General features: G+C 66.2%; 24 protein-coding genes and 1 tRNA gene. 18 read left to right on the top strand and 7 right to left on the bottom strand.

Features of this window, described 5'->3' with window-relative positions; genetic code table 11:
- The 3 genes from VW23_RS29205 to VW23_RS26505 all read left to right on the top strand — a co-directional run.
- The coding region (locus VW23_RS29205) for a COG4223 family protein (protein ID WP_176730497.1) at positions 1 to 1,069 on the top strand (1,069 nt) is incomplete at its 5' end.
- Entirely contained in the window at positions 1,066 to 2,460 is a 1,395-nt protein-coding gene (locus VW23_RS26500; protein ID WP_069912474.1) for a heme biosynthesis protein HemY, read from the top strand. The genes VW23_RS29205 and VW23_RS26500, both read left to right, overlap by 4 nt.
- A gap of 88 nt (positions 2,461 to 2,548) precedes the next feature.
- A tRNA-Thr gene (locus VW23_RS26505) sits at positions 2,549 to 2,624 on the top strand.
- A 12-nt stretch (positions 2,625 to 2,636) separates the two neighbouring features.
- On the opposite strand, the gene VW23_RS26510 is transcribed toward VW23_RS26505, so the two are convergent.
- Positions 2,637 to 3,842, bottom strand: a complete 1,206-nt coding sequence (locus VW23_RS26510) for a hypothetical protein (protein WP_069912475.1) — start codon at positions 3,840 to 3,842, stop codon at positions 2,637 to 2,639.
- Between the two features lie 209 nt (positions 3,843 to 4,051).
- Here VW23_RS26510 and VW23_RS26515 point away from each other — a divergent pair, with 209 nt between their 5' ends.
- Entirely contained in the window at positions 4,052 to 4,234 is a 183-nt protein-coding gene (locus VW23_RS26515; protein WP_055875303.1) for a hypothetical protein, read from the top strand.
- A 15-nt stretch (positions 4,235 to 4,249) separates the two neighbouring features.
- On the opposite strand, the gene VW23_RS26520 is transcribed toward VW23_RS26515, so the two are convergent.
- Complete coding sequence (locus tag VW23_RS26520) at positions 4,250 to 4,492, bottom strand: DUF2188 domain-containing protein (protein WP_069912476.1); 243 nt, start codon at positions 4,490 to 4,492, stop codon at positions 4,250 to 4,252.
- Positions 4,493 to 4,686: 194 nt separating this feature from the next.
- Between VW23_RS26520 and VW23_RS26525 the strand changes: the two genes are divergently transcribed.
- Positions 4,687 to 6,342, top strand: a complete 1,656-nt coding sequence (locus tag VW23_RS26525; RefSeq protein WP_084646512.1) for a Na/Pi cotransporter family protein — start codon at positions 4,687 to 4,689, stop codon at positions 6,340 to 6,342.
- A 3-nt stretch (positions 6,343 to 6,345) separates the two neighbouring features.
- On the opposite strand, the gene VW23_RS26530 is transcribed toward VW23_RS26525, so the two are convergent.
- Positions 6,346 to 7,092 (bottom strand): GntR family transcriptional regulator, encoded by a 747-nt coding sequence (locus VW23_RS26530; protein ID WP_069912477.1) that lies wholly within the window; start codon positions 7,090 to 7,092, stop codon positions 6,346 to 6,348.
- Positions 7,093 to 7,265: 173 nt separating this feature from the next.
- Here VW23_RS26530 and VW23_RS26535 point away from each other — a divergent pair, with 173 nt between their 5' ends.
- Complete coding sequence (locus tag VW23_RS26535) at positions 7,266 to 7,826, top strand: hypothetical protein (protein WP_069912478.1); 561 nt, start codon at positions 7,266 to 7,268, stop codon at positions 7,824 to 7,826.
- Here VW23_RS26535 and VW23_RS29210 read toward each other — a convergent pair.
- A complete protein-coding gene (locus VW23_RS29210; protein ID WP_176730498.1) occupies positions 7,795 to 7,968 on the bottom strand; it encodes a hypothetical protein in 174 nt (57 codons plus the stop codon). The genes VW23_RS26535 and VW23_RS29210 overlap by 32 nt on opposite strands.
- Positions 7,969 to 8,192: 224 nt before the next feature.
- On the opposite strand from VW23_RS29210, the gene VW23_RS29215 reads away from it, so the two are divergent.
- The 7 genes from VW23_RS29215 to VW23_RS26565 all read left to right on the top strand — a co-directional run bounded on the left by VW23_RS29215 (position 8,193) and on the right by VW23_RS26565 (position 15,726).
- Positions 8,193 to 8,354: a hypothetical protein gene (locus VW23_RS29215; protein WP_176730499.1), complete on the top strand. Its 162-nt coding sequence runs from the start codon at positions 8,193 to 8,195 to the stop codon at positions 8,352 to 8,354.
- Between the two features lie 108 nt (positions 8,355 to 8,462).
- On the top strand, positions 8,463 to 9,317 hold the full coding sequence (locus VW23_RS26540; RefSeq protein WP_176730500.1) for a phosphotransferase family protein: 855 nt from the start codon (positions 8,463 to 8,465) through the stop codon (positions 9,315 to 9,317).
- A 261-nt stretch (positions 9,318 to 9,578) separates the two neighbouring features.
- Positions 9,579 to 10,835 carry an ABC transporter substrate-binding protein gene (locus VW23_RS26545; RefSeq protein WP_069912479.1) on the top strand — a complete coding sequence of 419 codons (1,257 nt, stop codon included), beginning with the start codon at positions 9,579 to 9,581 and terminating at the stop codon, positions 10,833 to 10,835.
- A gap of 80 nt (positions 10,836 to 10,915) precedes the next feature.
- A complete protein-coding gene (locus tag VW23_RS26550) occupies positions 10,916 to 11,800 on the top strand; it encodes a carbohydrate ABC transporter permease (protein ID WP_069912480.1) in 885 nt (294 codons plus the stop codon).
- Positions 11,800 to 12,699, top strand: coding sequence for a carbohydrate ABC transporter permease (locus tag VW23_RS26555; protein WP_084646515.1), 900 nt, complete (start codon positions 11,800 to 11,802; stop codon positions 12,697 to 12,699). Before VW23_RS26550 ends, VW23_RS26555 begins: the two co-directional genes overlap by 1 nt.
- An 8-nt stretch (positions 12,700 to 12,707) precedes the next feature.
- Positions 12,708 to 13,772, top strand: a complete 1,065-nt coding sequence (locus VW23_RS26560) for a LacI family DNA-binding transcriptional regulator (RefSeq protein WP_084646516.1) — start codon at positions 12,708 to 12,710, stop codon at positions 13,770 to 13,772.
- A 49-nt stretch (positions 13,773 to 13,821) separates the two neighbouring features.
- Positions 13,822 to 15,726: a glycoside hydrolase family 127 protein gene (locus VW23_RS26565; protein ID WP_069912481.1), complete on the top strand. Its 1,905-nt coding sequence runs from the start codon at positions 13,822 to 13,824 to the stop codon at positions 15,724 to 15,726.
- Positions 15,727 to 15,980: 254 nt separating this feature from the next.
- Here VW23_RS26565 and VW23_RS26570 read toward each other — a convergent pair whose 3' ends face one another.
- The 3 genes from VW23_RS26570 to VW23_RS26580 all read right to left on the bottom strand — a co-directional run bounded on the left by VW23_RS26570 (position 15,981) and on the right by VW23_RS26580 (position 19,879).
- On the bottom strand, positions 15,981 to 16,772 hold the full coding sequence (locus VW23_RS26570; RefSeq protein ID WP_141728512.1) for an N-acyl amino acid synthase FeeM domain-containing protein: 792 nt from the start codon (positions 16,770 to 16,772) through the stop codon (positions 15,981 to 15,983).
- Positions 16,773 to 16,924: 152 nt separating this feature from the next.
- Complete coding sequence (locus tag VW23_RS26575) at positions 16,925 to 19,255, bottom strand: putative bifunctional diguanylate cyclase/phosphodiesterase (RefSeq protein ID WP_069912483.1); 2,331 nt, start codon at positions 19,253 to 19,255, stop codon at positions 16,925 to 16,927.
- Positions 19,256 to 19,435: 180 nt separating this feature from the next.
- On the bottom strand, positions 19,436 to 19,879 hold the full coding sequence (locus VW23_RS26580; protein ID WP_069912484.1) for a MarR family winged helix-turn-helix transcriptional regulator: 444 nt from the start codon (positions 19,877 to 19,879) through the stop codon (positions 19,436 to 19,438).
- 84 nt (positions 19,880 to 19,963) lie between these two features.
- Here VW23_RS26580 and VW23_RS26585 point away from each other — a divergent pair, with 84 nt between their 5' ends.
- The 5 genes from VW23_RS26585 (at position 19,964) to VW23_RS26605 (ending at position 24,833) form a co-directional block, all read left to right on the top strand.
- Positions 19,964 to 20,284, top strand: coding sequence for a hypothetical protein (locus tag VW23_RS26585; protein ID WP_069912485.1), 321 nt, complete (start codon positions 19,964 to 19,966; stop codon positions 20,282 to 20,284).
- A gap of 97 nt (positions 20,285 to 20,381) precedes the next feature.
- Positions 20,382 to 20,672 (top strand): 4a-hydroxytetrahydrobiopterin dehydratase, encoded by a 291-nt coding sequence (locus tag VW23_RS26590; RefSeq protein WP_069912486.1) that lies wholly within the window; start codon positions 20,382 to 20,384, stop codon positions 20,670 to 20,672.
- Between the two features lie 225 nt (positions 20,673 to 20,897).
- Positions 20,898 to 21,905: a zinc-dependent alcohol dehydrogenase family protein gene (locus VW23_RS26595; RefSeq protein ID WP_069912487.1), complete on the top strand. Its 1,008-nt coding sequence runs from the start codon at positions 20,898 to 20,900 to the stop codon at positions 21,903 to 21,905.
- Between the two features lie 185 nt (positions 21,906 to 22,090).
- Positions 22,091 to 24,310, top strand: coding sequence for a cation:proton antiporter domain-containing protein (locus VW23_RS26600; protein WP_069912488.1), 2,220 nt, complete (start codon positions 22,091 to 22,093; stop codon positions 24,308 to 24,310).
- Between the two features lie 94 nt (positions 24,311 to 24,404).
- Positions 24,405 to 24,833, top strand: a complete 429-nt coding sequence (locus VW23_RS26605; RefSeq protein ID WP_069912489.1) for an RrF2 family transcriptional regulator — start codon at positions 24,405 to 24,407, stop codon at positions 24,831 to 24,833.
- Positions 24,834 to 24,956 lie beyond the last annotated feature (123 nt).

Below are 24,956 nucleotides of genomic sequence, written 5' to 3' on the forward strand. Positions count from 1 at the left end.
ACTTGGTGCGGGGATCGTCTATGGGCTCGGCAACTGGCTGCCGCTGCCGAACCCGCGCCCGGTGATCGCCGATCCCGCGGCGCGCCTCGATGCGACCGACAGCAGCCTCAGTGAGATCGAGACCCGGCTTGCCGCCGTCGAAGAGCAGTCGCAGCGGCTCGCGGCGGTCGAGGAACAGGGCAAGCGCACCCAGGTCAGCCTCGATGCGACCATCGCGCAGCTCGATGCCGGATTGAACGAGGTCCGACAGGCGGTTGCGGCCGTGCCAACCGCGGCGGCGGTCGACCTGACGCCACTCGAAACCCAGCTCAAGGGTCTCGAGGACCGAGTGACGGCGATCGGCGCCGGCGCCTCCTCGGCCGATGCGACGGCGCTGGCAGCGACGATCAGCAGCATCGAAGCCGGGATCGCCGAGCTCCGCACCCAACTGACGGCGCTCGACCAGCGGGTTGCCGCCACCGACAGCGCGATCGGCAGCCTCAAAGGCGATATGTCGGCCACCCAGACCGCGATCTCGACGCAGAACCAGACGCTCGGCGGCGCCGATATCGGCCCGGCGGTGCGCCTGCCGCTGATGGTATCGGGGCTCGAAACCGCCATCGCCAATGGCCGACCGTTCGCCGCCGAGCTCGCCGGCCTCAAGGCGCTGCTGCCCGACCTCGTCGTGCCGGGGCCGGTCGAGGCGTCGGCCATCGAAGGCCTGCCGCGGCCCGATGCGGTGGTGGCGCAGTTCACTGCCGCGGTGCCGAACGTGCTGGCCGGTCGTGCCGCCGTCAGCTCCGGCGATATGGGCGAAGACGCGCTCGAATGGATGAAGGGGCTGCTGGCCCTGAGGCCGGTCGGCGAAGTGGCGGGCGACACGCCCGAAGCCATCGTCTCGCGGCTCGAAGCGGCGGTTGGCCGGCATGATTTCAAGGCGGCGGCGGAGCTCTTGGCGCAGTTGCCGCCGGCGATGCAGGCCGGCGCCGGCACCTCCGGGGCCGATATCACCAGGCTCGCGGCAGCCGAGGATTTCGTCAGCGAACTGCGTAGCCGGGCGCTGGCGCCGACGGCGGAGGCCACGCCGTGATCCGACTTGCCTATTGGCTCATTTTCAGCCTGCTGGTTACGGCCGGCATTGCCTGGCTGATCGGGTTGCCCGGGACGCTCACCATCGAGTTCCTTGATTTCCGCATGCAACCGCGGCTGGGCGTTGCCGCCTTCCTCGCGGTGGCCGGCGTCGTGCTGATCATCCTCGTCTGGGGCATCGTCAAGCGCATCATCGCGGCGCCCTACTACATCGCCCGGCAATCGCGCGAACGGCGCAAGGATGCCGGCTACATGGCGCTGTCGGATGGCTTCATTGCGCTGCAAGCGGGTGATGCCAACCGGGCCCGGCAGCTGGCGCGCGAAGCGCGCGGCAACCTGCCGCGCAACGCCGCGGCGCAATTGCTCGAGGCCCGCGCCGACCTGGCGCTGGGCGACATGCATTCGGCCCGCGAGCATTATCGGGCGCTGATCACCAACCGCAAGACCGCACTGGCGGCGCTCTCCGGCCTCTACGACCAGGCGCGCCAGCAGGGCCGACCCGATGCCGCACTGACCTTTGCGCAGAAGGCCATCGATATCTCGCCGCAGGCGCCATGGGCGCGCGAGGCAGTGTTCGACGATTTGACCCGCAATGGCCGCTGGGACGATGCCTACCGGATGATCGCCGACGAGCAGGCTGTGACACGCGAGGAAAAGACCCGCAAGCGGCGCCGCCAGGCCGTGGTCGAAGCCGCGCGGGCACAACTCGCCGAAGGCACCGACCCGCATGCTTCGCTCGAACATGCGCTCGCGGCGCTGAAGCTGGTGCCGGATTTCGTGCCGGCGGCGCTGATCGCGGCGCGCATCTATTCCAACCGCAACGAAGCGCGGCGGGCGATGAGCCTGCTCCGCCGGGTGTGGCGTGCCACCTCGCACCCCGATATCGCGACGCTGTTCGCCAACTCGGTGCCGGGCGTTTCCGCCGTCGAGCGGCTGAAGCGCATCACGGAATTGATCGATACGCCGCCGCCCAACAAGGCGAGCGCGCTGGTGTTGGCGCGCGCCTCGATCGATGCCTTCGACTGGGTCGGGGCGCGACAGGCATTGGCCGGCTACTCCAACGCCAACCCGTCACAGGCGGTGTGCCTGTTGATGGCGGAGATCGAAGAGGGCCAGTCGGGCGACAAGGGCAAGGCGCGCGACTGGCTGAACCGCGCGGTGCGGGCGCCGCGTGATCCGGTCTGGACCGCCGACGGCATCACCGCCGAGGAATGGGAACCGCTGTCGCCGGTGACCGGCAAGCTCGATGCGTTCGAATGGCGGGTGCCAACCAGCGCGGTGGCGACGCGCACCAGTGCAAGCACTCCGACGCTGTCCGACGGTGTGCCGCCAGCGGCGCCGGCTGAGCCGGAAAAGCCACTGGGCGGGCCGCTGGCGCTGCCGGAAGCCTGATGCTTCGAAACGCCGCGTCAGCGCACTTGCGCGTGACAGGCGTCGCTTGTATTAGACCCCGCACCGGCGCATCACTCGCGCCGGTCAGGCCGCATTAGCTCAGTCGGTAGAGCATCTCATTCGTAATGAGGGGGTCGGCGGTTCGAATCCGTCATGCGGCACCACCCTTTCCAACCTCAGAACAACAATCCCTTGATGTCCGCCAGCAGCTGATCCAGCGGGATGGTCAGCAGCAGCACCGGCAGCAATGGCGACAGCGCCGCGGCAGCGAGGGCGACTAGACTCAGTACGTCCACCGGCACGACGCGCATGGCGTAGACATTGGCGACGACGGCGTTGAGGTCGGCGGTGGTCGAGGGGTCAGGCGGCGGATGCTCTTCACCGTGCTTGCCGATCCAGGCGCGCTCGAACTTGCGGCCGAGCTCGGCGGCGGTGGCGCCGTATCTCAGGACGCCGCGGTGCCAGGTGCCCAGCAACCGGCGGCTGAAGGCCAAGAGTGGCGCGGTGAACAGCAGCAGGATGGCCGTGAGGGAGGCAGCGATCAGCCCGCCGTGCGCGAAGGGCGAGCCGCCGCGTTGCACCGCGTTGGCGATGGCGCCGGCGACGATGGTGCCCATGGCGAAGGCGGGGACGGCGAAGGCGCGCAGCGAGTGGCCGACAAAGCCGAGGCCGGCCACCCGGTCGGGGTGCGTCGGCGCCAGCTTCAGTTCGATCTGGGCGACGCGCATCAGGAAGCGGCCCCATAGCCAGGCGCGCCAGACCCAGCCCAGCAGCAATGCCAGCAGCAGCGGCGCGCTGACCTGCAGGTGCCACCAGCCGGCCAGCGACGGTGTCCCGCTGAAGGTGCTGAGCCAGGTCCTGGGCAGCCCCACGGCGGCGAAGATGGCGATGGTCGAGGCATAGGCGATGAGCAGGATAGCGATCACGGCCCGACGGGAGCGCAGCGCTTCGCGGGTTGCCGCGACGGCACGGGTAAAGGCCGGCCGGTCGCCGCCACCGATGAAACCGGCAGTGACGAACTGGCTGGCGATGGCGGTGAGCCATGGGGCACAGGTCGCCTCGCCCAGCACCAGCAGCGTCGCCGCGACGAGGCTGCGGGCCTGCACGGCATGGTCGTTGAGAAAGCCGCCGCCATCGGCGTGCCAGGCATTGCCCTCGAGCGTTGCAAGCAGCAGCAGCGGCAGCCAGCCAATGGCGATGACCGTCGCCACCCGGCGCAGCAAACGCAACTGCCCCGGCCCGATCGGGCGCAGCCAGGCGTTGAGGGTCAGCGGGGGGCCGTAGTCGAAGAAGCCAAACGTACCGGCGGCGATGGCGTCGGCATGGGCTCTGGCGTTCTGCAGCGGAGCGGCAGGGCGCTCCTCAGGCTGTGCGAGCGGCAACGGCACCTCCAGGGCGCGGCCAGCGGCGACGGATCGACAACGATCCGGCCCGTGGTTGGCCCTGAAGCAGCACGACCGTAGTGGCCGCCGGTCCGGTTCGGAACGGCATCCGACGCGCGTGCCTAACGCCGGCTTACAGCCGGATCGAGCATTGCAGCTTGCTTAATGCCCGCCCGGCGGGCGACAAGGCCCGGTCATGGAGAGCGCCGATGCTAGCGACGAGCGAGATTGCCAAACTGAAGCGCGAGATCGCCACCTTGCGCGACATTGTCGGGCAGAGCCGGCCGGGCACCAAGAACCCGATGAGCTCGGCGGAACGGCTGTCGCTGAAGTCGGAGATCGACCGCTGCATCCTCGAGCTCGATGAGCTCAGGGGCAAGCTGTCGCAATAGCGCTGGAGCGACCGGTCAGTCGTCCTTGACCTCGGTATCGGGACGGTCGGTGCCTTCGGCCACTTCCTGATGCCAGACACCGCGGGCGTCTTCGTACTCGATACCATCGGTGGCGCCGGCAACACGCTGGCGCCGAGCGGCAGCTTCCGCCGCCTCATGCGCCGCGGCATGGCTGCGAAAGGTTTCCGACAGCACGTCGCCCACCTTATAGGCCCAGCCCCCGTCATGCTGGACGACTTCATACTTCACTGTGGTCATGGCGGCTCTCCTTGAGATGCACTGGCAATGTAGGGTGCGCCGCCTCTTGTTGCGAGCACGGCCGGTCGTTCCGGTTTGCCGCCTCAAATCTCTCGTATTCGCGCGGGATTCATGACGAACGCGGCGAAGCAGCCTATCGTTGCAGTCGATGGCGCGAGCCGCGCCGCAATCCCCCGAGATGAAAGGGCCAGCCAGTGACCGCCTATCTCTTCCTGTTGCATGTCGCGGGGGCCGTGACGCTGATGCTGTGGGCGGTGCATATGGTGCATACCGGCGCCGAACGCGGCTGGCGCCCGGAGATCACCGGGTTGCTCAGGGCGACGGACGGGCCGCTGCGCAGCGCCGCCGTCGGCGCCGGGCTCGGGCTGGTGCTGCAGAGTTCGACTGCCGCGGGGATGCTTGCCGCCGCCTTCGCCTCACGCGGCATGTTCGCGCTGGCGACCGGCCTCGCCATTGTGCTCGGGGCCAATTTCGGCTCGGCGCTGGTGGTGCTGATCCTCAGCCTCGATCTCAGCCTGCTGCCGCCGGTGCTGCTGGTCACCGGTGGGCTGCTGTTCTTCAAGGGCAAGTCACGGCGGGTGAAGCAGAGCGGTCGGGCGCTGGTCGGGCTCGGGCTGATCTTTGTGTCGCTGCAGCTGCTCAGCGAGGCCACGGCGCCGCTCGGCGACAGCGCAGTGCTGCCGGCGGTGGTCCAGTATCTCGGCAAGGAGCCGCTGACGGCGCTGCTCGCCGGGGCGGCGATCGCCTGGCTGTTCCATTCCTCGGTGGCGACGATCCTCCTGCTGGTGGTGCTGTCGCAGCACGGGGTGCTGCCGTTCGAGGCGGCCGCGCCCTTGCTGCTTGGCGCCAATATCGGCACGGCGATCGGGCCGTTCGTCCTGACGCGGAACAGCAGTATCGAAGCCAGGCGCCTGATGGCGGGGAACCTGATGACCCGCGTCCTCGGCGCTGTGCTGGCGCTCGCCGTGCTGCTCGTGGGCGACTCGGCGCTGGCCGCCGGCTTCAGTCCGGTGCAGCAGCTGGTTGGGCTGCACCTCATCTTCAACGTGGCGCTGCTGCTCGTTGGCCTGCCGCTCACCGGGGTGATGGCGCGGCTGATGCAGCGGCTGATCCGTGCCCCCGCGACCAGCGATCCGGCCGCCGCGATCGGGGTGCCGCCCAGCTGCCTCGACGAGGCAGCGGTGGGCGATCCGGGCATGGCGCTGGCCTCAACCACCCGCGAGCTGCTGCGCATGGCCGAGATCGTCGGCCGGATGTTCGAGCCGGTGATGGAGATCTACAAGGCCGGCGACGAGGAGAAGATCCGCCAGGCCCGGCTGATGGAAGCGGCCATCGACCAGGCGCAGAGCGATATCAAGCTCTATCTGGCGCGGGTGTCATTCGAGGGCGACAGCAACAGCGCGCGGCGCGGACAGGATCTCGCCGCCATCGCGGTCAACCTCGAATATGTCGGAGATGCCATCACCAAGACGCTGCTGCGGCTCGCCGAAGTGCGGCGCGAACAGCGGCTCGCCTTCTCGCCCACCGGCTGGCGCGAACTGGCGGAACTGCATAGCCAGGTGGTCGAGAACATGCAGCTGGCGCGCAACGTGCTCGTCACCCGTGACCTCGTGCAAGCGCGAAAGCTGGTGGTCGAGAAGACCCGGATGCGCGAGGCGGTGGCGGCGAGCCAGCGCCAGCACCTGCAGCGGCTGAAGGACGGGACCGAGGCGAGCCTTGCCACCTCCAACCTCCATCTCGAGACGCTGCGCGCCATGAAGACCATCAACTCGCTGATGGCCTCGATCGGTTATCTGGTGCTCGAGGAAGCCGGCGAGGTGCTGGATCACCGGCTGAAGCCGGCGCGCTGACACTCAGCCGGCCGGCTGCGGGCCCGGGCCGCGGCGATAGACGCGGAGCTCGATAACGTCGGGCACGTGCCACTCGAGCGACAGCATCACCGGGCGGCCCGCCGTATCGTGGTCGACCTGCCGCAGGTGCTGCAGGGGAGCGCCAACCTCAACCTTCAGAAGTTCGGCCAGTTCGGCGTCGGCGTTGACCGGGGCCAGCACGGCGCGGGCGTGATCGACGGTGTGACCGCGATCGGCGAGCAGTTTGTAGAGCGAGCCACCGAAGGCCGCGAGATCGGTGCGTTCGTCGGCGATGTCGGTGGCGAGGCTGTCGATCGAGAATACCGCCGGTCGGCCGTCGGCGCTGCGCACCCGGCGGATCACCACCACGTCTGAACCGGGCGCAAGGTTCAGCGCCGCCACCACCGCGTCATCGGCGCGGACACGCGTGGCGCCGAGCACCTGCTTTGTGACGCTGAGACCGGTGCTTTCGAGGTATTCGGTGTAGCTGAAATTGGTGTCGAGCGAATTGCGCAGCCGTGGTCCCTCGGTGACATAGGTGCCTGAGCCTTGGCGGCGGACGACATAGCCGTCCTCGATCAGGCCGCGCACCGCCTCACGCAGGGTGATGCGGCTCACCGAGAAACGGGCACAGAGCGCATCTTCGTTGGGCAGTTTCGAGCCGGGCGGGAACTCGCCTTCGATGATGGCGCGCCTGAGCTCGGAGCGGACGACATCAGGCAGCAGCGGGCGCGTTCTGGCTTGCAGCATGGGGATCTCGAAACAGGCGGGCTGGCGACGGTAATTGATTAGTCGTCTCATGTTCGGATTGGCCGGGCAACCCGGTTGCTGGAGGGCGGGCTGAACTGTCGCGGATGGTTGCGAGGAGACGGGCAAATCCGGCATGGTGCTGGCCGGAACGAACAGCCCGGGTGTGAGCCACGATGAGTTACGATGCGCTGGTGTGGCTGCTGGTGGGGCTGGGGATCGGAGTGGCAGCCAGCCTGCTGCTGCTGCTCGGCACCTCGATGCTGGAATATGGGCGGCTGAGCCGGCGTTTCCGCAAGGCGCGCATTGCCGCAGCCGCCGCCGCTGAGCCGGCGGAAAAAGCTGCTCCGGTCGCGCCGAAGACGTCGCTGCTGGCGCGGCCGGCAGCGCGGCCCGAGGTTGCGGCAAAGCCAGCGGCGGCGGTGACTGAGACGAAGCCGGCGGTAGAGACGAAGCCCATGGCGGGCGACAAATCGCCCCGGCCGGCGCTGGTGGCAGTCGCGGCGTCGGAAGCCAAGCCGGCCGCCGTCACGAAACCCGCGGCCGCGGCGCCGGTGGTCACGGCCAAGCCCGTCGTTGCGGCTTCGCCCGAGCCCGTACCTGAGGCGCCCAAACGCCCCAAGAGCGTCGAGGCGATGTTCGCCGAAGCGTTTGCCAACGACCGGTTGCCGGTATCACCGGAGCCCGACGAGGCCGTCGGCGCCACTAAGCCCGGTGCCGAAAAACCGCCAGGGTGAGCGCTCCGACCGCCAGCAGCAGGCCGCCGAGCAGGCGGCTGTCCTCGGTGGTGATGCGGATATGCGGCAGCCACTGCCGATAGAACGGAAACAGAAGAAACAGGACGGCGAGCAGAAGTGCTGCCAGGCCTACGGACCGCATGTTGCCCCTCCGCGGTTGGCGGAAACACAGTGAGACAGCCGGTGACGCGTTATATTCCGGTTCCGACAGTATCCGCCGAAACCGTTAACGGAACTACTGCCTGGCATGGGCCGCCGGCTGATCACCAGAATCTGAAGAGCCGAGAGGGCAACTCCACGGCCGCTGCGACGTTTCTTTCTGCAAATGGCGTGGGGTCAACCCCGCGCGGCCAAGGAGACGTCATCATGCACAAGGCAGAACTCGACCGCCTGCTGGAAAAGACCGTCGCCGATGCGCTCGGCGTTCGCATGCCAACTCACCGGCGCGCAGCGCCGGACAAGGCGAAGCACCATGCCAAGGCACCGCGCCGCCACAAGCCAATGGTGCGGGAACTGCATCCGGCCTGATCGGATTTTCGCTGCTGATTGGACTTTCTCTCGGCCTCGTCTAGATTCTCGCCCGCTTGATGGGGAGTCGTGATGATGGAGGGGGTGCCGGCAACGGAAATTGCGCGATTGCGCGCGCTGGTCATCGGCACCCTGCCGCAGTTCGCGGGGGGCAGTTTCGTCCCCCTCACCGAGGGCTGGGACAGCGTCGCGCTCGAGTGCGACGGATGGATCTTCAAGTTCGCCCGCCATCCCGATGCGGAAGCCCGGCTGCGGCGCGAAGTGGCGCTGCTGGCGTTCCTCAAGCCGCGGGTCACCATGCCGCTGCCGCAGATGGTGCTGCATGAAGGTCCGGTGCCGTTCTCGCAGCACCTGAAGCTCCCCGGCTCGTCACTGGAAAAGCCACAATACCTTGAGCTCGACGAGGGTCGACGCAACGCGCTCGCCACCCGCATGGCGCAGCTCTATGCGGAGCTGCACGCGCTGCCGCTCAACCGCATGCAGACGGTGGGCGCCGTCGGGGTCGATCCGTGGATGAGCCCGGACGAGATCATGGCGCGGACCGAGGCCAAGCTGCCACGCGGCTACAAGGGTTTCGTCAAGCGCACCATGGCGGCCTATCGCAAGCTCACAATCACGGGCGACGAACTGGTCTACGGCTATTTCGATGGCCATGGCTGGAACATGGCGTTCGACCACGAAACCGGCATGCTCAACGGGGTGTTCGACTTCGCCGATTCCGGCTTCGGCTCGCGCCACCGCGATCTCAGCTACTCCAACTGGGTCTCGGCCGACCTGACGCTCAGGATCATCGAGCGTTACGAGGAGCTGACCCGGTTCAAGGTCAACCGCGAGCTGGTGATGCTCTATTCATCGGCGCTGCGGCTCGCCGAACTGGCCGAGGAGTTCCTCGCCGATGAGCACGCCGTGGCCAACGTCGTCGACTGGGTGGCGGAGCTGAAACAGCTGGGGTTCAGCGCCTGACGCGGGCAGGAGGCTGCCGGTCTCGGCGGCTACCCTGACTGCTAACCCTCGCGCGTCGAGAAAAGCTTTTCCTTCGCTCTTGTGCGTAACGGGAAAACATGCGACGAAGCATCCAAGAAAAGCTTTTCCCACATTCGTGAGCCGGCCACCACGTGCCTGCCGCCAAACATCTCGGAAAAGCTTTTCCTCGCCATTCCCCCGGGAGGAACCCTGCGTGTCGCGGGGCCGGAGGGCGGCACGGCAAATCGAGGGAGGAAGCCGATGAACCTGAAGAAACTAGCGATGGGCGCGGTGGCCATGGCCACGCTGCTCGCGGCGATGCCGATGTCGGCATGGGCCGAAGACCTGCAGATGTGGGAGCGTTCGGGCGGCAATGCCGGCATGGTGGACGCGCTGGTCGCTGCCTGGAACGAGAAGAACCCCGATCGCAAGATCGTGCTGACCTACATTCCGCACACCGAAATGGTGCCCAAGCTGGCGCAGTCGATCGCCTCGGGGGAAGTGCCGGACCTGATGGGTCTGGACCTGATCTACGGGCCGCAGTTCGAAGCGGCCGGCCAGCTCGAGGACATCACCAGCTATTTCGCCGACGATGCGTCGGTCAAAACCGCCAGCCCCGGCCACATGAAGGTCTCGACCTATGATGGCAAGCTCTATGGCGTGCCGCTCTATGCCGATGTCTCGGCGCTGTTCTGGAACAAGGACCTGTTTGCAAAAGCCGGGCTCGACCCGGAAGTGCCGCCCAAGAGCCTCCAGGAGATCCATGACTTCGCCAAGAAGATCACCGGCGTCGAAGAGGGGGCCTATGGCTATTATCTCGCGGGCAACTGCGCCGGCTGCAACATCTTCACCTTTGGCCCCTTGATCTGGGCCTCGGGTGGCACGATCGAACCCGCCGACGCGGCGGCCGAGCCGCTGACCGGCGACGCGGTGCCCAAGGTGCTCGAATGGGCCCGCATGATGCACAAGGAAGGGCTGATCAACCCGGCCAACCAGGCCGAGAACGGCGAGACCTTCCACCTGCAGTTCGGCTCGGGCAAGGTCGGCATGATGGGCACCGGCAATTTCAACATCACGCTGGCCCGTGAACAGAACCCCGGCATGAATTTTGGCATCACCCTGCTGCCCGGCCTCGAAGCAGGCCAGACGGCGTCGTTTGCCGGTGGCGATATCGTCACCGTGCCGAAGGGGTCGAAGCGCGTCGCCGACGCGGTCGACTTCATGAAATTCATCCTGTCGGACGAGGTGCAGGTCGAGGTCTATGCCAAGATGCTGAACATGACGACCCGCGGCGACATGGTGGACAACAAGTACTATGCCGAGGAGCCGCTGATCAAAGACGTGGCCAAGGCCATCGACATCGGCGTCACGCCCTATACGCTGAAATTCTTCGAACTGATCAACTCGCCGCAGGGCCCCTGGCTGCAGATGCTGCAGCGCGTCTACTACACCGATGATCCGATCGAGACGATCATCGCCGACGCCAAGCAGCAGATGAAGGATATCGCGGCCGAGTAAGCACGGCTCCGCATCCTGGTGGCGCTTCGCCGTGGCGGAGCGCCGCTCACTTCCCTCTCGCCGAGGACAGCAAGCGCCCCATGAGCATCTACTCGACCAGATCCAATCGGCTCACGGGCCTCTACTACCTCGCGCCGGCGCTGGCCTTTGTTGCCGCCTTCACCGCCTGGCCGCTGGGGCAGATGCTGTGGGTGTCGCTCAACTCGTGGTCGCTGATTACGCCGCCGAAATTCATCGGGCTCAACAATTTCACCAAGGCCTTCAACGACAAGCAGTTCTGGGTGTCGCTGGGCTTCACCCTCAAATACACGCTGCTGATCACCCCGATCCTGATGCTCGGCGGCTACGCGATTGCGCTGCTGACGGTGAAGAACACGCCGCTCCGCCGCTTCACCCGCGCCGTGGTGTTCGTGCCGGTGGTGATCGGGCTCGGGGCTTCGAGCCTGCTCTGGTATTGGCTGTTCTCCACCGACTACGGTTTCGTCAACCGGCTGCTGCTGGATTTCGGGCTGATCGACAAGGCGGTGATCTGGCTCGGCGTCGATGCCGACCGTTCCAACTGGGCCATCATCGTTTCGGTGGTGTGGAAGGTGCTCGGCTTCGGCATGATCCTGTTCGTCGCCGCCATCCAGGCGATCCCGCCCGAGGTATCGGAAGCGGCGATGGTGGATGGCGCGAGCCCATGGCAGCGGCTGACCCAGGTGACGCTGCCGCTGACGCTGCGCACCGTGCTGCTGGTGACGCTGATCTCGGTGATCGGCTCGCTGCTGGCGTTCGATCAGTTCTACATCATGACCGCCGGGCAGCCGCAGAACCTCACCGCCACCTCGGTGTTCTATGTCTATCTCAACTCGTTCCCTTACCTGAAGCTCGGCTATGGCGCGGCGTTGTCGCTGATCCTTGCCGTCATCATCCTGGTCTTCACCATCATCCAGATGCTGCTGACCCGCCGGAGCCATGCCTGATGAGTGCGGATCTCGCCCAGAGCATAGACGAGACGGCCGCCGGCAACGGCGTGCTGGCGCGCTTGTGGCGCAGCCGCACCAAATACCTGGTCGGCGCGGCGTGCCTGTTCATCTGCGTCGTCATGCTGGCGCCGCTGCTGGCCTCGGTGCTGGCCTCGGTGAAATCGACCGCCGAAGCCGCCGCGGTGCCGCCGACCTATGTGCCGCAGAGCTGGAGCCTCGACAGCTACCTGAAACTCTGGGTCTACCAGGCGGGGCTGCCGGTCTACCTGCTCAACTCGTTCGGCACCGCCTTCATGGCGATCGCCTTTTCGCTGCTGCTCACCGTGCCGGCCGGCTACGCACTGGCGCGCTTCCCGATCCCCGGCAAGGAGCTGCTGTTCGTCTTCCTGCTGCTGGCGCTGATCATCCCGTACCAGGCACTGCTGACGCCGATCTTTCTGATGTTCGCGCAGCTGAAGCTCACCAATTCACTGGTCGGCCTCGCCATCATCCACACCGCGATCCAGCTGCCGTTCTCGCTCTACATCATGCGCAACGCCTTCGAAGCGGTGCCGATCGAACTCGAGGAAGCGGCAGTGATCGATGGCTGCAACTCGTTCCAGGTGCTGGTCCGCATCTGCCTGCCCTCGGTGGTGCCGGCGATGATCACGGTGGCACTGTTCGCCTTCATCACCTCATGGAACGAATTCCTCGGCGCGCTGGTGATGATGAACCGGCAGGATAGCTTCACCCTGCCGCTGATCCTCGCGGCGGCACGCACCGAGACCAGCCTCGGCGGCACCGACTGGGGCATGCTGCAGGCCGGGGTGACGATCTCGGTTATCCCCTGCGTCGGCATCTACCTGATGTTGCAGAAGTATTATGTTTCGGGCCTCCTCGCGGGAGCCGTGAAGTAGGACCCGCGATGACCGACGAGCCAGACCCTTTGTCAGCCCCACCGCCAAACGAACGCACCGGCCGCCATGGCCCGACCATCCGCGACGTGGCGCGGATCGCCGGAGTGTCGATCGGCACGGCGTCGAAGGCGCTGAATTCCAACGGGCGGCTGAGGCAGGAGACGCGCGACAAGGTCACCACGGTGGCGCGCGAGATCGGCTATCGCCCCAACGACATGGCGCAGAGCCTGCACCGCACCCGGTCGATGACCGTCGGGGTGCTCTCCACCGACTCGTTCGGCCGCTTCACCCTGCCGATCTTCCAGGCTCTGGAGGAGCAGTTCGCCGATCGAGGCATCGCCATTTTCATGTGCAACGCCACCGACGATCCGGAGCGCGAGCGGCAGCATCTCGACCAGTTGCTCGGCAAGCGCATCGACGGGCTGGTGGTTACCGCGCGCCGCGCCGACAAGCGCCCGCCGGTCGGACCGCTGCCTGCCGGACTGCCGGTAATCTATGTGTTTTCGCAAGCCGACGATCGCGATGCGCTGTGCCTGTTGCCCGACGACGAGGGGGGAGCGCGGCTGGCGGTCCGGCACCTGGGCGAGGTGGGCAAGCGGCGCATTGCGCATATCACCGGGCCTGAACACTTCGAGGCAGTGCAGCTCAGGCGGCGCGGCTACCTCTCGGCGCTGGCCGAGCTAGGGCTCGCCGCGCACCCCGAATTCTATCTCTCGGGCAAATGGACCGAGGCCTGGGGACGTGACGCTGTCGCGGCGCTGTTCGACGGCAAGACCGATCGGCCCGATGCGATCTTTTGTGGCAACGACCTGATTGCCCGCGGCGTCGTCGATGCCCTGCGGGAACGCGGCATAGCCGTGCCGGGCGAAGTGGCGGTGGCCGGCTTCGACAACTGGGACGTGATGACCGCGGCGGCGCGGCCGCCACTCACCAGCGTCGACATGAACCTTTCGGCGCTCGGCCACGAGGCTGGGCGGCTGCTGATCGAGATGATCGGCGGCGAGACGGTGCGCGGCATCCGCCGGCTGCCGTGCACGCTGGTGGTGCGCGAGTCCACCAGCACAAGCACTTGAATCCAGACACCCGGCCGCTTGCTCGGCGGCTGGGCCAAGAGGAGTTGCAATGAGCCAGTATCATCCGGTGCGTTTCGTCGATGTCCGCCTCGAAGGCGAGTTCTGGAAAGAGCGGCTCGACACCGTGCTCGCCCGCACCATTCCCAGCCAGCACAAGAAGCTCACCGAGTACGGCTATCTCAACTCGCTGAAACTGCCCAACCCGCCGCCGCCGCTGCGCTTCCCGCGCCATGCCAACGGCTTCACCGTGCAGGTGTTCTGGGATTCCGATATCGGCAAGTGGATCGAGGCCGCCGCCTATGCGCTGAGCCACAAGCGCGATGCCGATATCGAGGCAAAGATCGAGGCGATCGTCGACGATTTCGAGAAGGCGCAGGCGCCGGATGGCTACCTCAACTGCTGGTACCTCGGGCGTGAGCCGGAAAAGCGCTGGTCGAACATGCGCGACAACCACGAGCTCTACAATGCCGGCCACATGCTGGAAGGCGCCATCGCCTATTACGAGACCACCGGGCGGCGCCGCTGGCTCGAGGTGATGGAGCGCTATGTCGAGCATATCCGGCAGAACTTCGGCACCGCGCCGGGGCAGAAGCGCGGCTACTGCGGACACCAGGAGATCGAGCTGGCGCTGATCAAGCTCTACCACCTGACCAAGGAAAAAAAGCACCTCGAGCTCGCCGCCTATTTCATCAACGAGCGCGGCAACCCCAATCCACATTATTTCGATGTCGAGCGCGAGGAGCGCGAGAAGAAGGGCTGGGAGTGGCAGCGCTACGTGCAGGGCACCTACGAGTACAGCCAGTCGCACAAGCCGGTACGTGAGCAGGACAAGGTGGTCGGGCACGCGGTGCGCGCCATGTACATGTACACGGCGATGGCGGACCTCGCGGTCGAACTCAACGATGCCGGGCTCAAGGCGGCGTGCGAGACGCTGTGGAAGGACGTGATGGAGACCAAGATGTATGTGACGGCGGGCCTCGGGCCGTCGGCGCATAACGAGGGTTTTACCTTCGATTTCGACCTGCCCAACCAGACGGCCTATGCCGAGACCTGCGCCTCGGTGGCGCTGATCTTCTGGGCGCAGCGGATGCTGCATCTCGATCTCGACGGCAAATATGCCGATGTGCTGGAGACGGCGCTGTTCAACGGCGCGCTGTCCGGCCTCAGCCGCGATGGCGAGCACTATTTCTACATGAACCCGCTGGAGAGCAACGGCACCCCGACACGCTGGGACTGGCATACCTGCCCGTGCTGCACGATGAACGTTTCCCGTCTCGTCGCCTCGGTCGGCGGCTATTTCGTCTCGACCGCGCCCGACGGCATCGCCTTCCACCTCTATGGCGGGATTTCGAGCAAGCTTGATGTCGGCGGCACCGAGGTGGCGGTGCGCGAGGTCTCGAACTATCCGTGGTCAGGCGACATCGCCATCGAGATCGACCCGGCAGTGGAAAAAGCGTTCGAGGTCAAACTCCGCATCCCCGGCTGGTGCAAGGGCGCGACGGCCAAGGTCAATGGCGAGGCAGTGCGGCTCACCCCGGTCAACGGTTACGCCAGCATCAGCCGCAGCTGGAAGCGGGGCGACAAGATCAGCCTCGAGCTGCCGATGCCGGTCGAGCGCGTCTATGCCAACCCGCATGTGGTGATGGATGTCGGTCGCGTGGCGCTGACCCGCGGCCCCCTGGTCTACTGCCTCGAGGAGGCCGACAATCCGGGCGGCACGGTGCAGCGCTTCAAGCTGCCGCGGCAGAGCGAGATCGCGGTCAAGCAGTCGAACCTGTTCGACGGCATTATTCAGCTGACGGCCGGCGGCCAGGCGGTGGACGAGGCCGAGTTTAAGCCGCTTTACCGCAACGCCCCGCCGCGCGAGGCCCCGGCAACGCTGACGGCGCTGCCCTATTACTTGTGGGCCAATCGCGGGCAGGGCTCGATGGTGGTGTGGATTCCGGAGGCCTGAGGCCTTCGGGGGCGGGGGCGACTGAAGCAGACGGCCCCCTCCCATCCTCCCCCGCAAGGGGGGAGGTGCCCCGCCGGTTCATTGGGCACGACCGAAGACAGTGCCTCTACTCTTCACCTCCCCCTTCATGGGGGACTTCGAGCCGTCCCGCAGGGCAAATCGCTCCAGTGGAGCGATTTGAGGCGAGAAGGCCATGAGAGCTACGCTCGAATGGCGAGGGAGGGGGCCGTCTCTCTCAGTCAGGAAATAGCGGATTACTCCGCCGCCTGGCCGCCGAACTGCGATTCCAGCAAGGCCCGCTCATAGGCAAGCCGCGAGCTGGCGCGTTGCGGGGCTTCGAAGTGTTCATCCATGGCGCGGGCGAAGAGTTTTTCACGCTCTTCCTCGGTCGACATGAAGAACGGATAGCGCCGGAGCGTCGCCGGCAGCTTGGTGTTCACATAGGCGCCATAGAGCGCCACCGGGAAGGCGAGGCCGGGATAGATCCGCACGTCCGACATTTCTTCCGAGCCGAAGACGCGGCGGTAGAACGCCGTGTGCTCGGGGCGGACCAGCGCCAGGCAGGCGTCGGCCTTGAAGAACAGCGACGCCATCACGGCGATCCTGAGCGTCAGGAACGGCAGGGCCGGGTAGGCGAGCGAGGCTTCGTAGTCGGCGGTGAAGCGCGAAGGATCGATGAAGGTTTCGCCGCGCGCCAGCAGCGGCTCCAGCACATCGGGACAGCTTTTCATCGATGGGCCAAAAGGATGTTTGGCGCTGACGTGATGCAGCCGAATAGAACTGACCAGCTCACCGTCGATGTGAACACCAAAACTCATGCCGTTCGGTGCCGTGTCCAAGTCATCGACCACTATGCCGGCATCGTTGAACGGCACGGATTCTTCGCGACGATAAGCTTCGTAACGCAGACGATAGATCGGATTGTCGGTGACATCCATGCGGACGCGCGAATACTCTACGCGGTCCAGTATCTCCATGAGCGTGCCGGCGAAGCGAGACACCGGAGCAGCCGACGTCGCTGCCGAACCTTCCACGTCCGAACGCATAGGGAACTCCGCAACTTTCGGACGCAGTTTAACCTTTCGTTAGGCATAATAAAATTGCCAAATGCGCACGGCCGACGCGCTGCCTACGCATAAGCACGGACGGCACCACCCCCGGCGCCGAATCACTCAAATGTCAGAAGACGTTAGGTGTCTTAACCACGTTTGCGGTTTGTCGTGCCAACGGTCAGCACGCGCTCCAGCGTGGCGCGGGCGGCCATGCGGTCGATGAGCTCGGCCACCTCACGGCGCGGCAACGGCACGCCGAACAGGTAGCCCTGGATCTGGTCGACCTTGGAATGGGTGGCGATCAGGTTGAGCTGCTCTTCGGTCTCGACGCCTTCGGCGGTGACGGTGAGGTTGATGTCCTTGCCGAGCTGGGCAACGTTGCTGAGCAGCTTCAGCGAGCGCGGGTTCTCGGCAATGTCCATGACGAAGCTGCGGTCGATCTTCAGCTTGGTGAAGGGCAGGGCCTGCAGGTAGCTCAGCGACGAGTAGCCGGTGCCGAAATCGTCGAGCGCGATACCGATGCCTTGCTTGGCCAGCTTGGCGAGGATCTTGGTGGCGGCGGCACGCTCCTCGATCACCGCGGTCTCGGTAACTTCGATCTCGAGCCGGTGCGGCGCGAGGCCGGAGCTGGCGAGCGCCGCCTTCACCATCCCGGCGACGTCGGCATTGCGGAAGTCGCGGGCCGAGATGTTGACCGACACCGAGACTTCCTCGGGCCAGTTGCGGCACTCGGCGGTGGCGGTCGCCAGCACCCAGCGGCTGATCTCGGAGATGAGGCCGGTTTCCTCGGCGATCGGGATGAACAGCGAGGGCGGGATCGAGCCCAGCTCCGGGTGGTGCCAGCGCGCCAGCGCCTCGCAGCTCACCACGCGCCTCGACTTCAGATCGACGATCGGCTGGAACACCAGCGACAGCGTGCCATCGGCCACTGCCTGCTTCAGCTCGGCCTTCAGCCGCTGGCGGTAGCGATAGTCGGTGTCCATCTCGTCGTGGAACACCTGGCTGCGGCCTTTGCCCAGCGCCTTGGCCTTGTAGAGCGCCAGGTCCGCCTTGGTCATCAGCGCATCGAGATCGTCGCTGCCGTCGGTAAGGGTGACGACGCCGACCGAGACGTTGACCGAGAAGACTTCGCCCTCGACCTCGAACGGGCCGCGGAAGCCGCCGAGGATGGCCTCGGGGTCGGTGACGGTGTCGGAAAGCTGCACGCCGCCCGAGCGATAGACCACATACTCGTCGCCACCGAGGCGGGCGACCAGGCTGTCGCGGCCCAGCACGCGGCTCAGCCGTTCGGAGGTCTCGATCAGCACGCGGTCGCCGATCAGGTGGCCCAGGGTGTCGTTGACATGCTTGAAATCGTCGATGTCGACGATCATCAGCATGGCCATGTCGTTGGGGCGCTTGTCGCCATGGTGGCGCCGGCGCTCGAGGTCGGCCTCGACCTGCTCGGTGAAATAGGCGCGGTTCGGCAGCCCGGTCAGAGTGTCGTAATGCGCCATGTAGTTGATGCGCTCTTCGGCCTTGACGCGTTCGGTGATGTCTTCGAACAGCAGCACGGTCTTGTCGAGCCGCGACGACACGGTGACTTCGCAGAACTGCCCGTCGGAGAGGCGCAGCACCACCTTGCCGCCATCGCCGGCATCGACCGTATCCATCAGCTGACTGGCGGAACGCTGCGGAATGGTGCCGCGCGCCGCGGCCGCCGAGATCATCGCGGCGAATGGCCGGCCGGCCCAGTTACCGGGCATGAAACTGCCGAACACCAGCTCGGCGCGATCGTTGGCGACGGCGATCAGGCCGTTCTCGTCGAGCATGCACAGGCCATGCTGCATGGTTTCGAGCGCGGTATCGAGCTCGGAGGCGAGGCGGGTCGCTTCGATACGGCCATGCACGGCGCGCAAGAGGATAGCGCGGATATTGGCCGAGACCTTGCGCAGCGAGACGACGAAGGCAATCAGCACCAGGCTCAGCATGGCGGTGTGCAGCGCGCCGTCAAACAGCATGCCGATGGCCATGCCGGCGCCGATCAGGATCACCTGGCTGGTTACCAGCCGGTCGATGGCGAAGTTTCGGCCGGCGACGCCGACCAGCACCGCCACGGTGACCGAAAGCGAGCTCAGCTCGGCGAACGCGGTGTTCACCACGAGGAAGCTGTAACTCATCCAGAAGGCGTAAAGCGCGGCAATGGCGGCGGCGCCAACGGTGGCGCGCAGCTCCCAGTGGGTGGCGGTGGTGACGTCGTCGTCGGCGAGGTCGGCGCGCTCGAAGGCGCGCATGTCGATGTCGCGGGCGACGCCGACAATGGCGAAACCGATGGCGACGGCGAGCAGCACCCACGAGTTGCCTTCGACACCGGCGACCGCCGCGACCAGTGCCGATGACAGGGCGCCAAGCATCATGACGCGCCGGTCCGCGTAGAGCGACCGGATCATCGATACGTAATCGACAGGCGGCAGTGACTTATGCGCTGGCTCGAACATAGACCTCACCAAGGTGTGATGATTGTGCCCGGCGAGGCGTTAATGCCTGCTTTCAGGGCAGCGAGCGGCTGCCCTTATGGGTCGCCAAGGAGCCCTGTTCCAGCGCGGCAATTGCTCGAATGGTTTATGCTTTGTTGGGCGGATCGGTGGAAATCGCGGCATCGGGATGCGCCAGGGGCGTCATTGCGCCAGCCTGGCCAGCGCCGCCTCGAGCGCCGCGAACGCCTCGGGCCCCAGCTTGTCGCGATATTGCTGTTCGATCAGTCGCTTCACCTTGTTGCGCTCGGCAAAGTCGGCGAGACCCAGTTCGGTCAGGACGATCCGCTTGGCGCGGCCATCATGGGGGTCGGGCGCGCGGCCGACCACCCCTAGCACCTCGAGCTGATCGACCAGTTGCTGCACCGCCTGTTTGCTCAGCCCCATGCGCTCGGTCAGCAGCGCCTGCGAGATGCCGGAAGGCCCCAGATGCGCCAGCACTTCACCAGCTGCGCTCTCGTGCCAGGGATAGCCGCGAGCCGCCAGTTCGGCGCGCATCCGATGGCGCCAGTCATGCGCCGCCCGCCATAGGGCGAGCCCGATATGATCGATGCTGGCGAGATCATTATCGTCAAGTCGCTTGACCAAATTTCATCCTGCAGCTAAATCGTCAAGTCGCTTGACTAGCACGGCGTGACGCCGGTCGCCAGCAGGCCGCGAAAGGATGCACAGATGATCATCAAGGACCAAAACACCCTCACCGCGCTGCTGGTGGGCAGTACGCATTATGTCGAGATGGCGCCAGGCAAGGAGGCGGCGATCTACTACCGCACCGCCGACGAGGCGTTCATGGCGCTGCCGGACGGCACGCGGCGCACCGGCCAATGGCGGCTGACCGACACCGGCTACCATGTCGACTGGATCGATGGCCCGAGCGCCGGCTGGCAGATCGATATCGAGCCCGGCCGTATCGGCTACCTCGACGCCGGCGGGATCGAGCGCGGCCACGTCTCGCGTATCGTGCCGGGCGATGCAGCGCTGCTTGCCGGGTAGGAAGATCCGGCGTCCCCGAGGGGGCGCCGGAGCTTTGCCACGGATCGGGCGTTATGCGGCCGCAGTCTGCCGACTCATTGCAGACAAGGAACAGATAATGGCCGAAAAGCTCGAACCTGCCGCCCGTGAAGCCGCCCTTCTGAAGCTCAACGGCTGGATCTACGATCCGCAGGCCGATGCGATCAGCCATGATTTCAAGTTCAAGACGTTTTCCGAAGCCTTCTCGTTCATGACCCGGGTGGCGCTCGCCGCCGAGAAGATGGACCACCATCCCGAATGGTCGAACGTTTACAACAAGGTGCGCATCACGCTCACCACCCACTCGGCCGGCGGGCTTACCGAAAAGGACACCAAGCTCGCCGAGCGGATCGACCGGTTGATGATCTGATGATGCACTGATCGTTCCCCCAAACTCGGGGTCATCCCCGCGAAAGCGGGGAACTCCGTTTGCGATCGTGCAAAGGCCAAGAAAAACAGAGGTTCCCGCTTTCGCGGGAATGACCCGGTGGGTGGGGCATAACCTAGCACGAATGGGCCGGCGCCGGGTTGACCGGTGGAGTGGAGACATTGCGTCGGGCCTGTTCCACGATGGCATCGTCGGGAGGACATCAAGATGCGGGCAGTGCGGCTGCGTGCGCCGGAGCGGTTGAGCGTCGAGGAGGTGCCGCGGCCGGTCCCGGGGCCGCATGACCTCCTGGTGCGGGTCGAAGCCTGTGGTATCTGCGGTTCGGACCGGCACATGTTCCGGGGTGAGTTTCCGACCAGCAAGCCGGTAACCCTCGGGCACGAGTTCTCCGGCCTCGTCGAAGAAGCCGGCGCGGCGGTCGAGGGATTCCGCATCGGCACCAGGGTGACGGGCGATCCCAACATTTCCTGCGGCCACTGCGCCGATTGCCTCGCCGGCCGGCCGAACCTCTGCGCCGGCCTCAGCGCCATCGGTGTGCATCGCGACGGCGGTTTTGCCGAATACGTGCTGGTGCCCGCCGGGCAGGCGGTGGCGCTGCCGGCGGGGCTCGATCCGCTGCACGGGGCGTTTTGCGAGCCAGTCTCGTGTTGCCTCCATGCCATCGACGTGGCGCGCATCGCGCCCGGCGCCTCGGTGGTGATCCTCGGCGGCGGGGTGATCGGGCTGTTGATGGTTGAACTGGCGCTCTTAGCCGGAGCTGGCATGGTGGTGCTGTCGACCCGGCAAGCGCCGCGGCGCGCGCTGGCGCTGCAGCTCGGCGCGCATCATGCGGTCGACGCCGGCGCCGATCCGGTGGCGACCATCGCCGCTCTGCTGCCGCGCGGCGCCGACGTGGTATTCGAGTGCGCCGGAGTGGGTGAAACGGTCCGCCAGTCGATTGCGGTGGCGCGGCGCGGCGGCACCGTGGTGCTGTTTGGCGTGGTGCCCGAGGGCGAGGAGGTGGCGCTGGCGCCGTTCGAGCTGCTCACCAAGGAATTGAGGCTCGAAAGCGCCTGGCTCAACCCGCTGACGCATGAGCGCGCCGCCGAACTGATAGCGGCGGGAGCCCTGTCGCTCGACCAGCTGATTACCCGCACCATCCGCCTTGATGAGGTGCCGGCGGCGATCGCCGGTGCGCCGCAGTTCGGCGAGATCAAGCTGGTGATGGCCGGCTAGGCGCACGATCGGTCGGCCGAAACCGCGCTTTCGACGAAAGTCGCGTCGATTGTCCCGCACCCACATGATTTTGCCGCAGTTTTCCCGGTCTCATTGGGTTGCAGCGGGGCGGCCAATGCCCCATCTTCGAGGCTCTCAGCCGCTTTCAACCAGCTTTGGGGTAATTCCCGCCGGAGGTCTTGCCGATGCCGCACAGCACACCCCTGATCTCGACGATCGTTGCGGGTCTGGTGCTGGCATTCATCCTCGGCGCCTTCGCCAACCGCCTCCGCATGCCGCCGCTCGTCGGCTACCTCGTGGCCGGCGTGCTGGTCGGGCCGTTCACCCCCGGTTTCGTCGCCGATGCCGAGCTCGCCAACGAGCTCAGCGAGATCGGCGTGATCCTCCTAATGTTCGGCGTGGGCCTGCATTTCTCGCTCAAGGACCTGCTGAGCGTGCGGGCTGTCGCCATACCCGGCGCCATCGTGCAGATCGGCGGCGCCACCATTATGGGGCTGGGCCTTGCGACCCTGCTCGGCTGGGGCCTCGGCGCCGGCCTGCTGTTCGGCCTGGCGCTGTCGGTCGCCTCCACCGTGGTGCTGCTCAAGGCGCTGCAGGACCGGCATATGGTCGACAGCGAAAAGGGCCGCATCGCCGTCGGCTGGCTCATCGTCGAGGATCTGGCGATGGTCCTCGCCCTGGTGCTGATCCCGGCCATTGCCTCGATCAACGGGGTCGAAGGGGCGGCGCTGCACGATCCGTTCGTCGACTTCGTCGAGAACATTTCTGGCATCCATCTCGATATTTTCGGCATCCTGGCGGTGACGTTGGTGAAGCTCGCCGCGTTCGTCGGCTTCATGCTGGTGGTGGGGCGCCGGGTGATCCCGTTCATTCTCCACTACACTGCCCATACCGGCAGCCGCGAACTGTTCCGCCTCGCGGTGCTGGCGATCGCGCTGGGCGTCGCCGCCGGCGCGGCATACCTCTTCGGCGTGTCGCTGGCGCTCGGCGCGTTCTTTGCCGGCATGATCCTCTCCGAAAGCGAGCTCAGCCACCGCGCGGCACAGGAAAGCCTGCCGCTGCGCGACGCTTTCGCGGTGCTGTTCTTCGTCGCCGTCGGCATGCTGTTCGATCCGATGATCCTCGTCACCGATCCGCTGCCGGTGCTGGCGACTGTGTTCATCATCATTTTCGGCAAATCGATCCTCGCCTTCCTGATCGTGGTGGCGTTCAGGCGCCCGGTGGGCACGGCGCTGACCATTTCGGCGAGCCTGGCGCAGATCGGCGAGTTCTCGTTCATCCTCGCGGCGCTCGGCGTCGGGCTCGGCATCCTGCCGGTCGAGGGGCGCGACCTGATCCTCGCCGGGTCGATCATCTCGATCATCCTCAACCCGCTGATCTTCTTCGTGCTCGACCTGCTGCGTCCGGCGCTGGAGAGCCGTTTTGGCCGGCCGGAGGTGGTTGCCGCCGCGGCGGAACGCACTGAGCCGGACCTGGTGGCCAGCGTGCCGCGCGCCGCCGCCCCCGACGTGCCGCAGGAGACCGAAGCGACGCAGGTGCCCACCGGGCAGTCGGGCCACGTCATCATTGTAGGGTTTGGGCGGGTCGGTTCGGTGGTGGGTGAAGCGCTGCTCGAGGCGAAGACGCCGTTCCTTGTGGTCGAAGACGCCGAGGGACGCGTCAACGCCGCGCGGGCGCTGGGCATCGAGGTGGTGGTCGGCAACGCCGCGGCTTCAAAAGTGCTGAGCCTCGCCAATGTCGCTGGGGCGAGCACGGTGGTGATCGCCATCCCCAATGCCTTCGAAGCGGGGCAGGCGGTCGAACAGGCGCGGAAGCAGAACGCCAAGGTGCTGATCGTGGCGCGCGCCCATTCCGATGAGGAAGAGACGCACCTGAAGACGCTCGGCGCCGACGTGGTGATCCTGGGCGAGCGCGAGATCGGCCTCGGCATGGTCGATGTGATCAACCGCGACAGCAGGGCAGTGGCCGAGATCACCGCCTCCGATGCGGTCGAGTCGGTGCTGGCGCCGCTGGTCGCCGCGGCCGCTGCGACGACGCCGAAACTGCCGTCCGACCCGAACCTGCTCGCCGAGGCGATCGAGGCGGCGCAGGCCGAAGTGCAGCACGCCGACGGCGGCCCGGCCGCGCCGCCGGCCCTGGTCTCGGCCTATGGCGAGGAGCCCGACGAGGCTTTCGAGGTGCCCGAGGAGACTTTTGAGGCGCCGGCCGAACCCGACCCCGAGGCGGTGGAAGCCGAGGATATCGCCGAGCTTGAAGCGCTCGATGCACCGGCCGAGAATGTCGTGGCAGAGGCGCCGATGCCGCCCGAGTCTGTGCTGCCACGTCCCGACAAGCCGGCTACTACGCCCGGCACCCCGTTCAACCCGGAAGTTCCTCCGCCGGTCACTGAAGAAGAGAAGGCATAGCCCCACGTCGCAGGATGCAATGGTTTGTTCACGCCGGGAGCGCTATAGCCAAGACTAACGGCCGAGTTGGCGGTCGTTCCGGATTCCGCCCGCGATGATTTCGCAGAAGGCAAAATACGCGCTGAGGGCGCTGGTGGCCCTGACCAAGATCCCGGCCGGTGAGTCGCTGATGATCTCGGAGATTTCGCGTGGCCAGTCGATCCCCAAAAAATTCCTCGAGCAGATCCTGCTTGAGTTGAAGCGGGCCGGCATCGTGATGAGCCGCCGCGGCCGGCTCGGTGGCTATGTGCTGCTGCGCGCCCCCGAGCAGGTGACGTTCGGCGAAGTGCTGCGGCTGATCGACGGACCGATCGCGCCGCTGCCATGCCTTTCGAAGATCGCCTACCGCCGCTGCGTCGACTGCGCCGAAGAGTCGAGCTGCGAAATCCGCCACGTCTTCGCCCGTGTCACCATTGCCACCCGCGAAGTGCTCGATCGCACCACGCTGGCCGATGCCGTGGTGGCCAACGACGTGCTGGTGTAAAGCGCTCCCGCAGGCTGATACGCCGGTGGCTGTGGACCCCCACCCTTGATCCCTCCCCCTAAACATGGGTAGGGAGACGATAGCCTCGATAGCAGTGTTTTGGTCTCCCTCCCCATGTTTAGG

The organism is Devosia insulae DS-56 (genome assembly GCF_000970465.2).
Classification (GTDB): Bacteria; Pseudomonadota; Alphaproteobacteria; order Rhizobiales; family Devosiaceae; genus Devosia_A; species Devosia_A insulae.

Bases quoted from the DNA above. Each gene is read 5' to 3' on its own strand.
- VW23_RS26545 (WP_069912479.1), top strand. From the start codon at position 9,579: ATGAACCTGAAGAAACTAGCGATGGGCGCGGTGGCCATGGCCACGCTG.
- VW23_RS26605 (WP_069912489.1), top strand. From the start codon at position 24,405: ATGATTTCGCAGAAGGCAAAATACGCGCTGAGGGCGCTGGTGGCCCTG.
- VW23_RS26560 (WP_084646516.1), top strand. From the start codon at position 12,708: ATGACCGACGAGCCAGACCCTTTGTCAGCCCCACCGCCAAACGAACGC.
- VW23_RS26570 (WP_141728512.1), bottom strand. From the start codon at position 16,772: ATGCGTTCGGACGTGGAAGGTTCGGCAGCGACGTCGGCTGCTCCGGTG.
- VW23_RS26530 (WP_069912477.1), bottom strand. From the start codon at position 7,092: ATGCTGCAAGCCAGAACGCGCCCGCTGCTGCCTGATGTCGTCCGCTCC.
- VW23_RS29210 (WP_176730498.1), bottom strand. From the start codon at position 7,968: ATGCGGTCCGTAGGCCTGGCAGCACTTCTGCTCGCCGTCCTGTTTCTT.
- VW23_RS26555 (WP_084646515.1), top strand. From the start codon at position 11,800: ATGAGTGCGGATCTCGCCCAGAGCATAGACGAGACGGCCGCCGGCAAC.
- VW23_RS26575 (WP_069912483.1), bottom strand. From the start codon at position 19,255: ATGTTCGAGCCAGCGCATAAGTCACTGCCGCCTGTCGATTACGTATCG.
- VW23_RS26520 (WP_069912476.1), bottom strand. From the start codon at position 4,492: ATGACCACAGTGAAGTATGAAGTCGTCCAGCATGACGGGGGCTGGGCC.
- VW23_RS26565 (WP_069912481.1), top strand. From the start codon at position 13,822: ATGAGCCAGTATCATCCGGTGCGTTTCGTCGATGTCCGCCTCGAAGGC.
- VW23_RS26550 (WP_069912480.1), top strand. From the start codon at position 10,916: ATGAGCATCTACTCGACCAGATCCAATCGGCTCACGGGCCTCTACTAC.
- VW23_RS26585 (WP_069912485.1), top strand. From the start codon at position 19,964: ATGATCATCAAGGACCAAAACACCCTCACCGCGCTGCTGGTGGGCAGT.
- VW23_RS26535 (WP_069912478.1), top strand. From the start codon at position 7,266: ATGAGTTACGATGCGCTGGTGTGGCTGCTGGTGGGGCTGGGGATCGGA.
- VW23_RS29215 (WP_176730499.1), top strand. From the start codon at position 8,193: ATGCACAAGGCAGAACTCGACCGCCTGCTGGAAAAGACCGTCGCCGAT.
- VW23_RS26600 (WP_069912488.1), top strand. From the start codon at position 22,091: ATGCCGCACAGCACACCCCTGATCTCGACGATCGTTGCGGGTCTGGTG.
- VW23_RS26515 (WP_055875303.1), top strand. From the start codon at position 4,052: ATGCTAGCGACGAGCGAGATTGCCAAACTGAAGCGCGAGATCGCCACC.
- VW23_RS26595 (WP_069912487.1), top strand. From the start codon at position 20,898: ATGCGGGCAGTGCGGCTGCGTGCGCCGGAGCGGTTGAGCGTCGAGGAG.
- VW23_RS26590 (WP_069912486.1), top strand. From the start codon at position 20,382: ATGGCCGAAAAGCTCGAACCTGCCGCCCGTGAAGCCGCCCTTCTGAAG.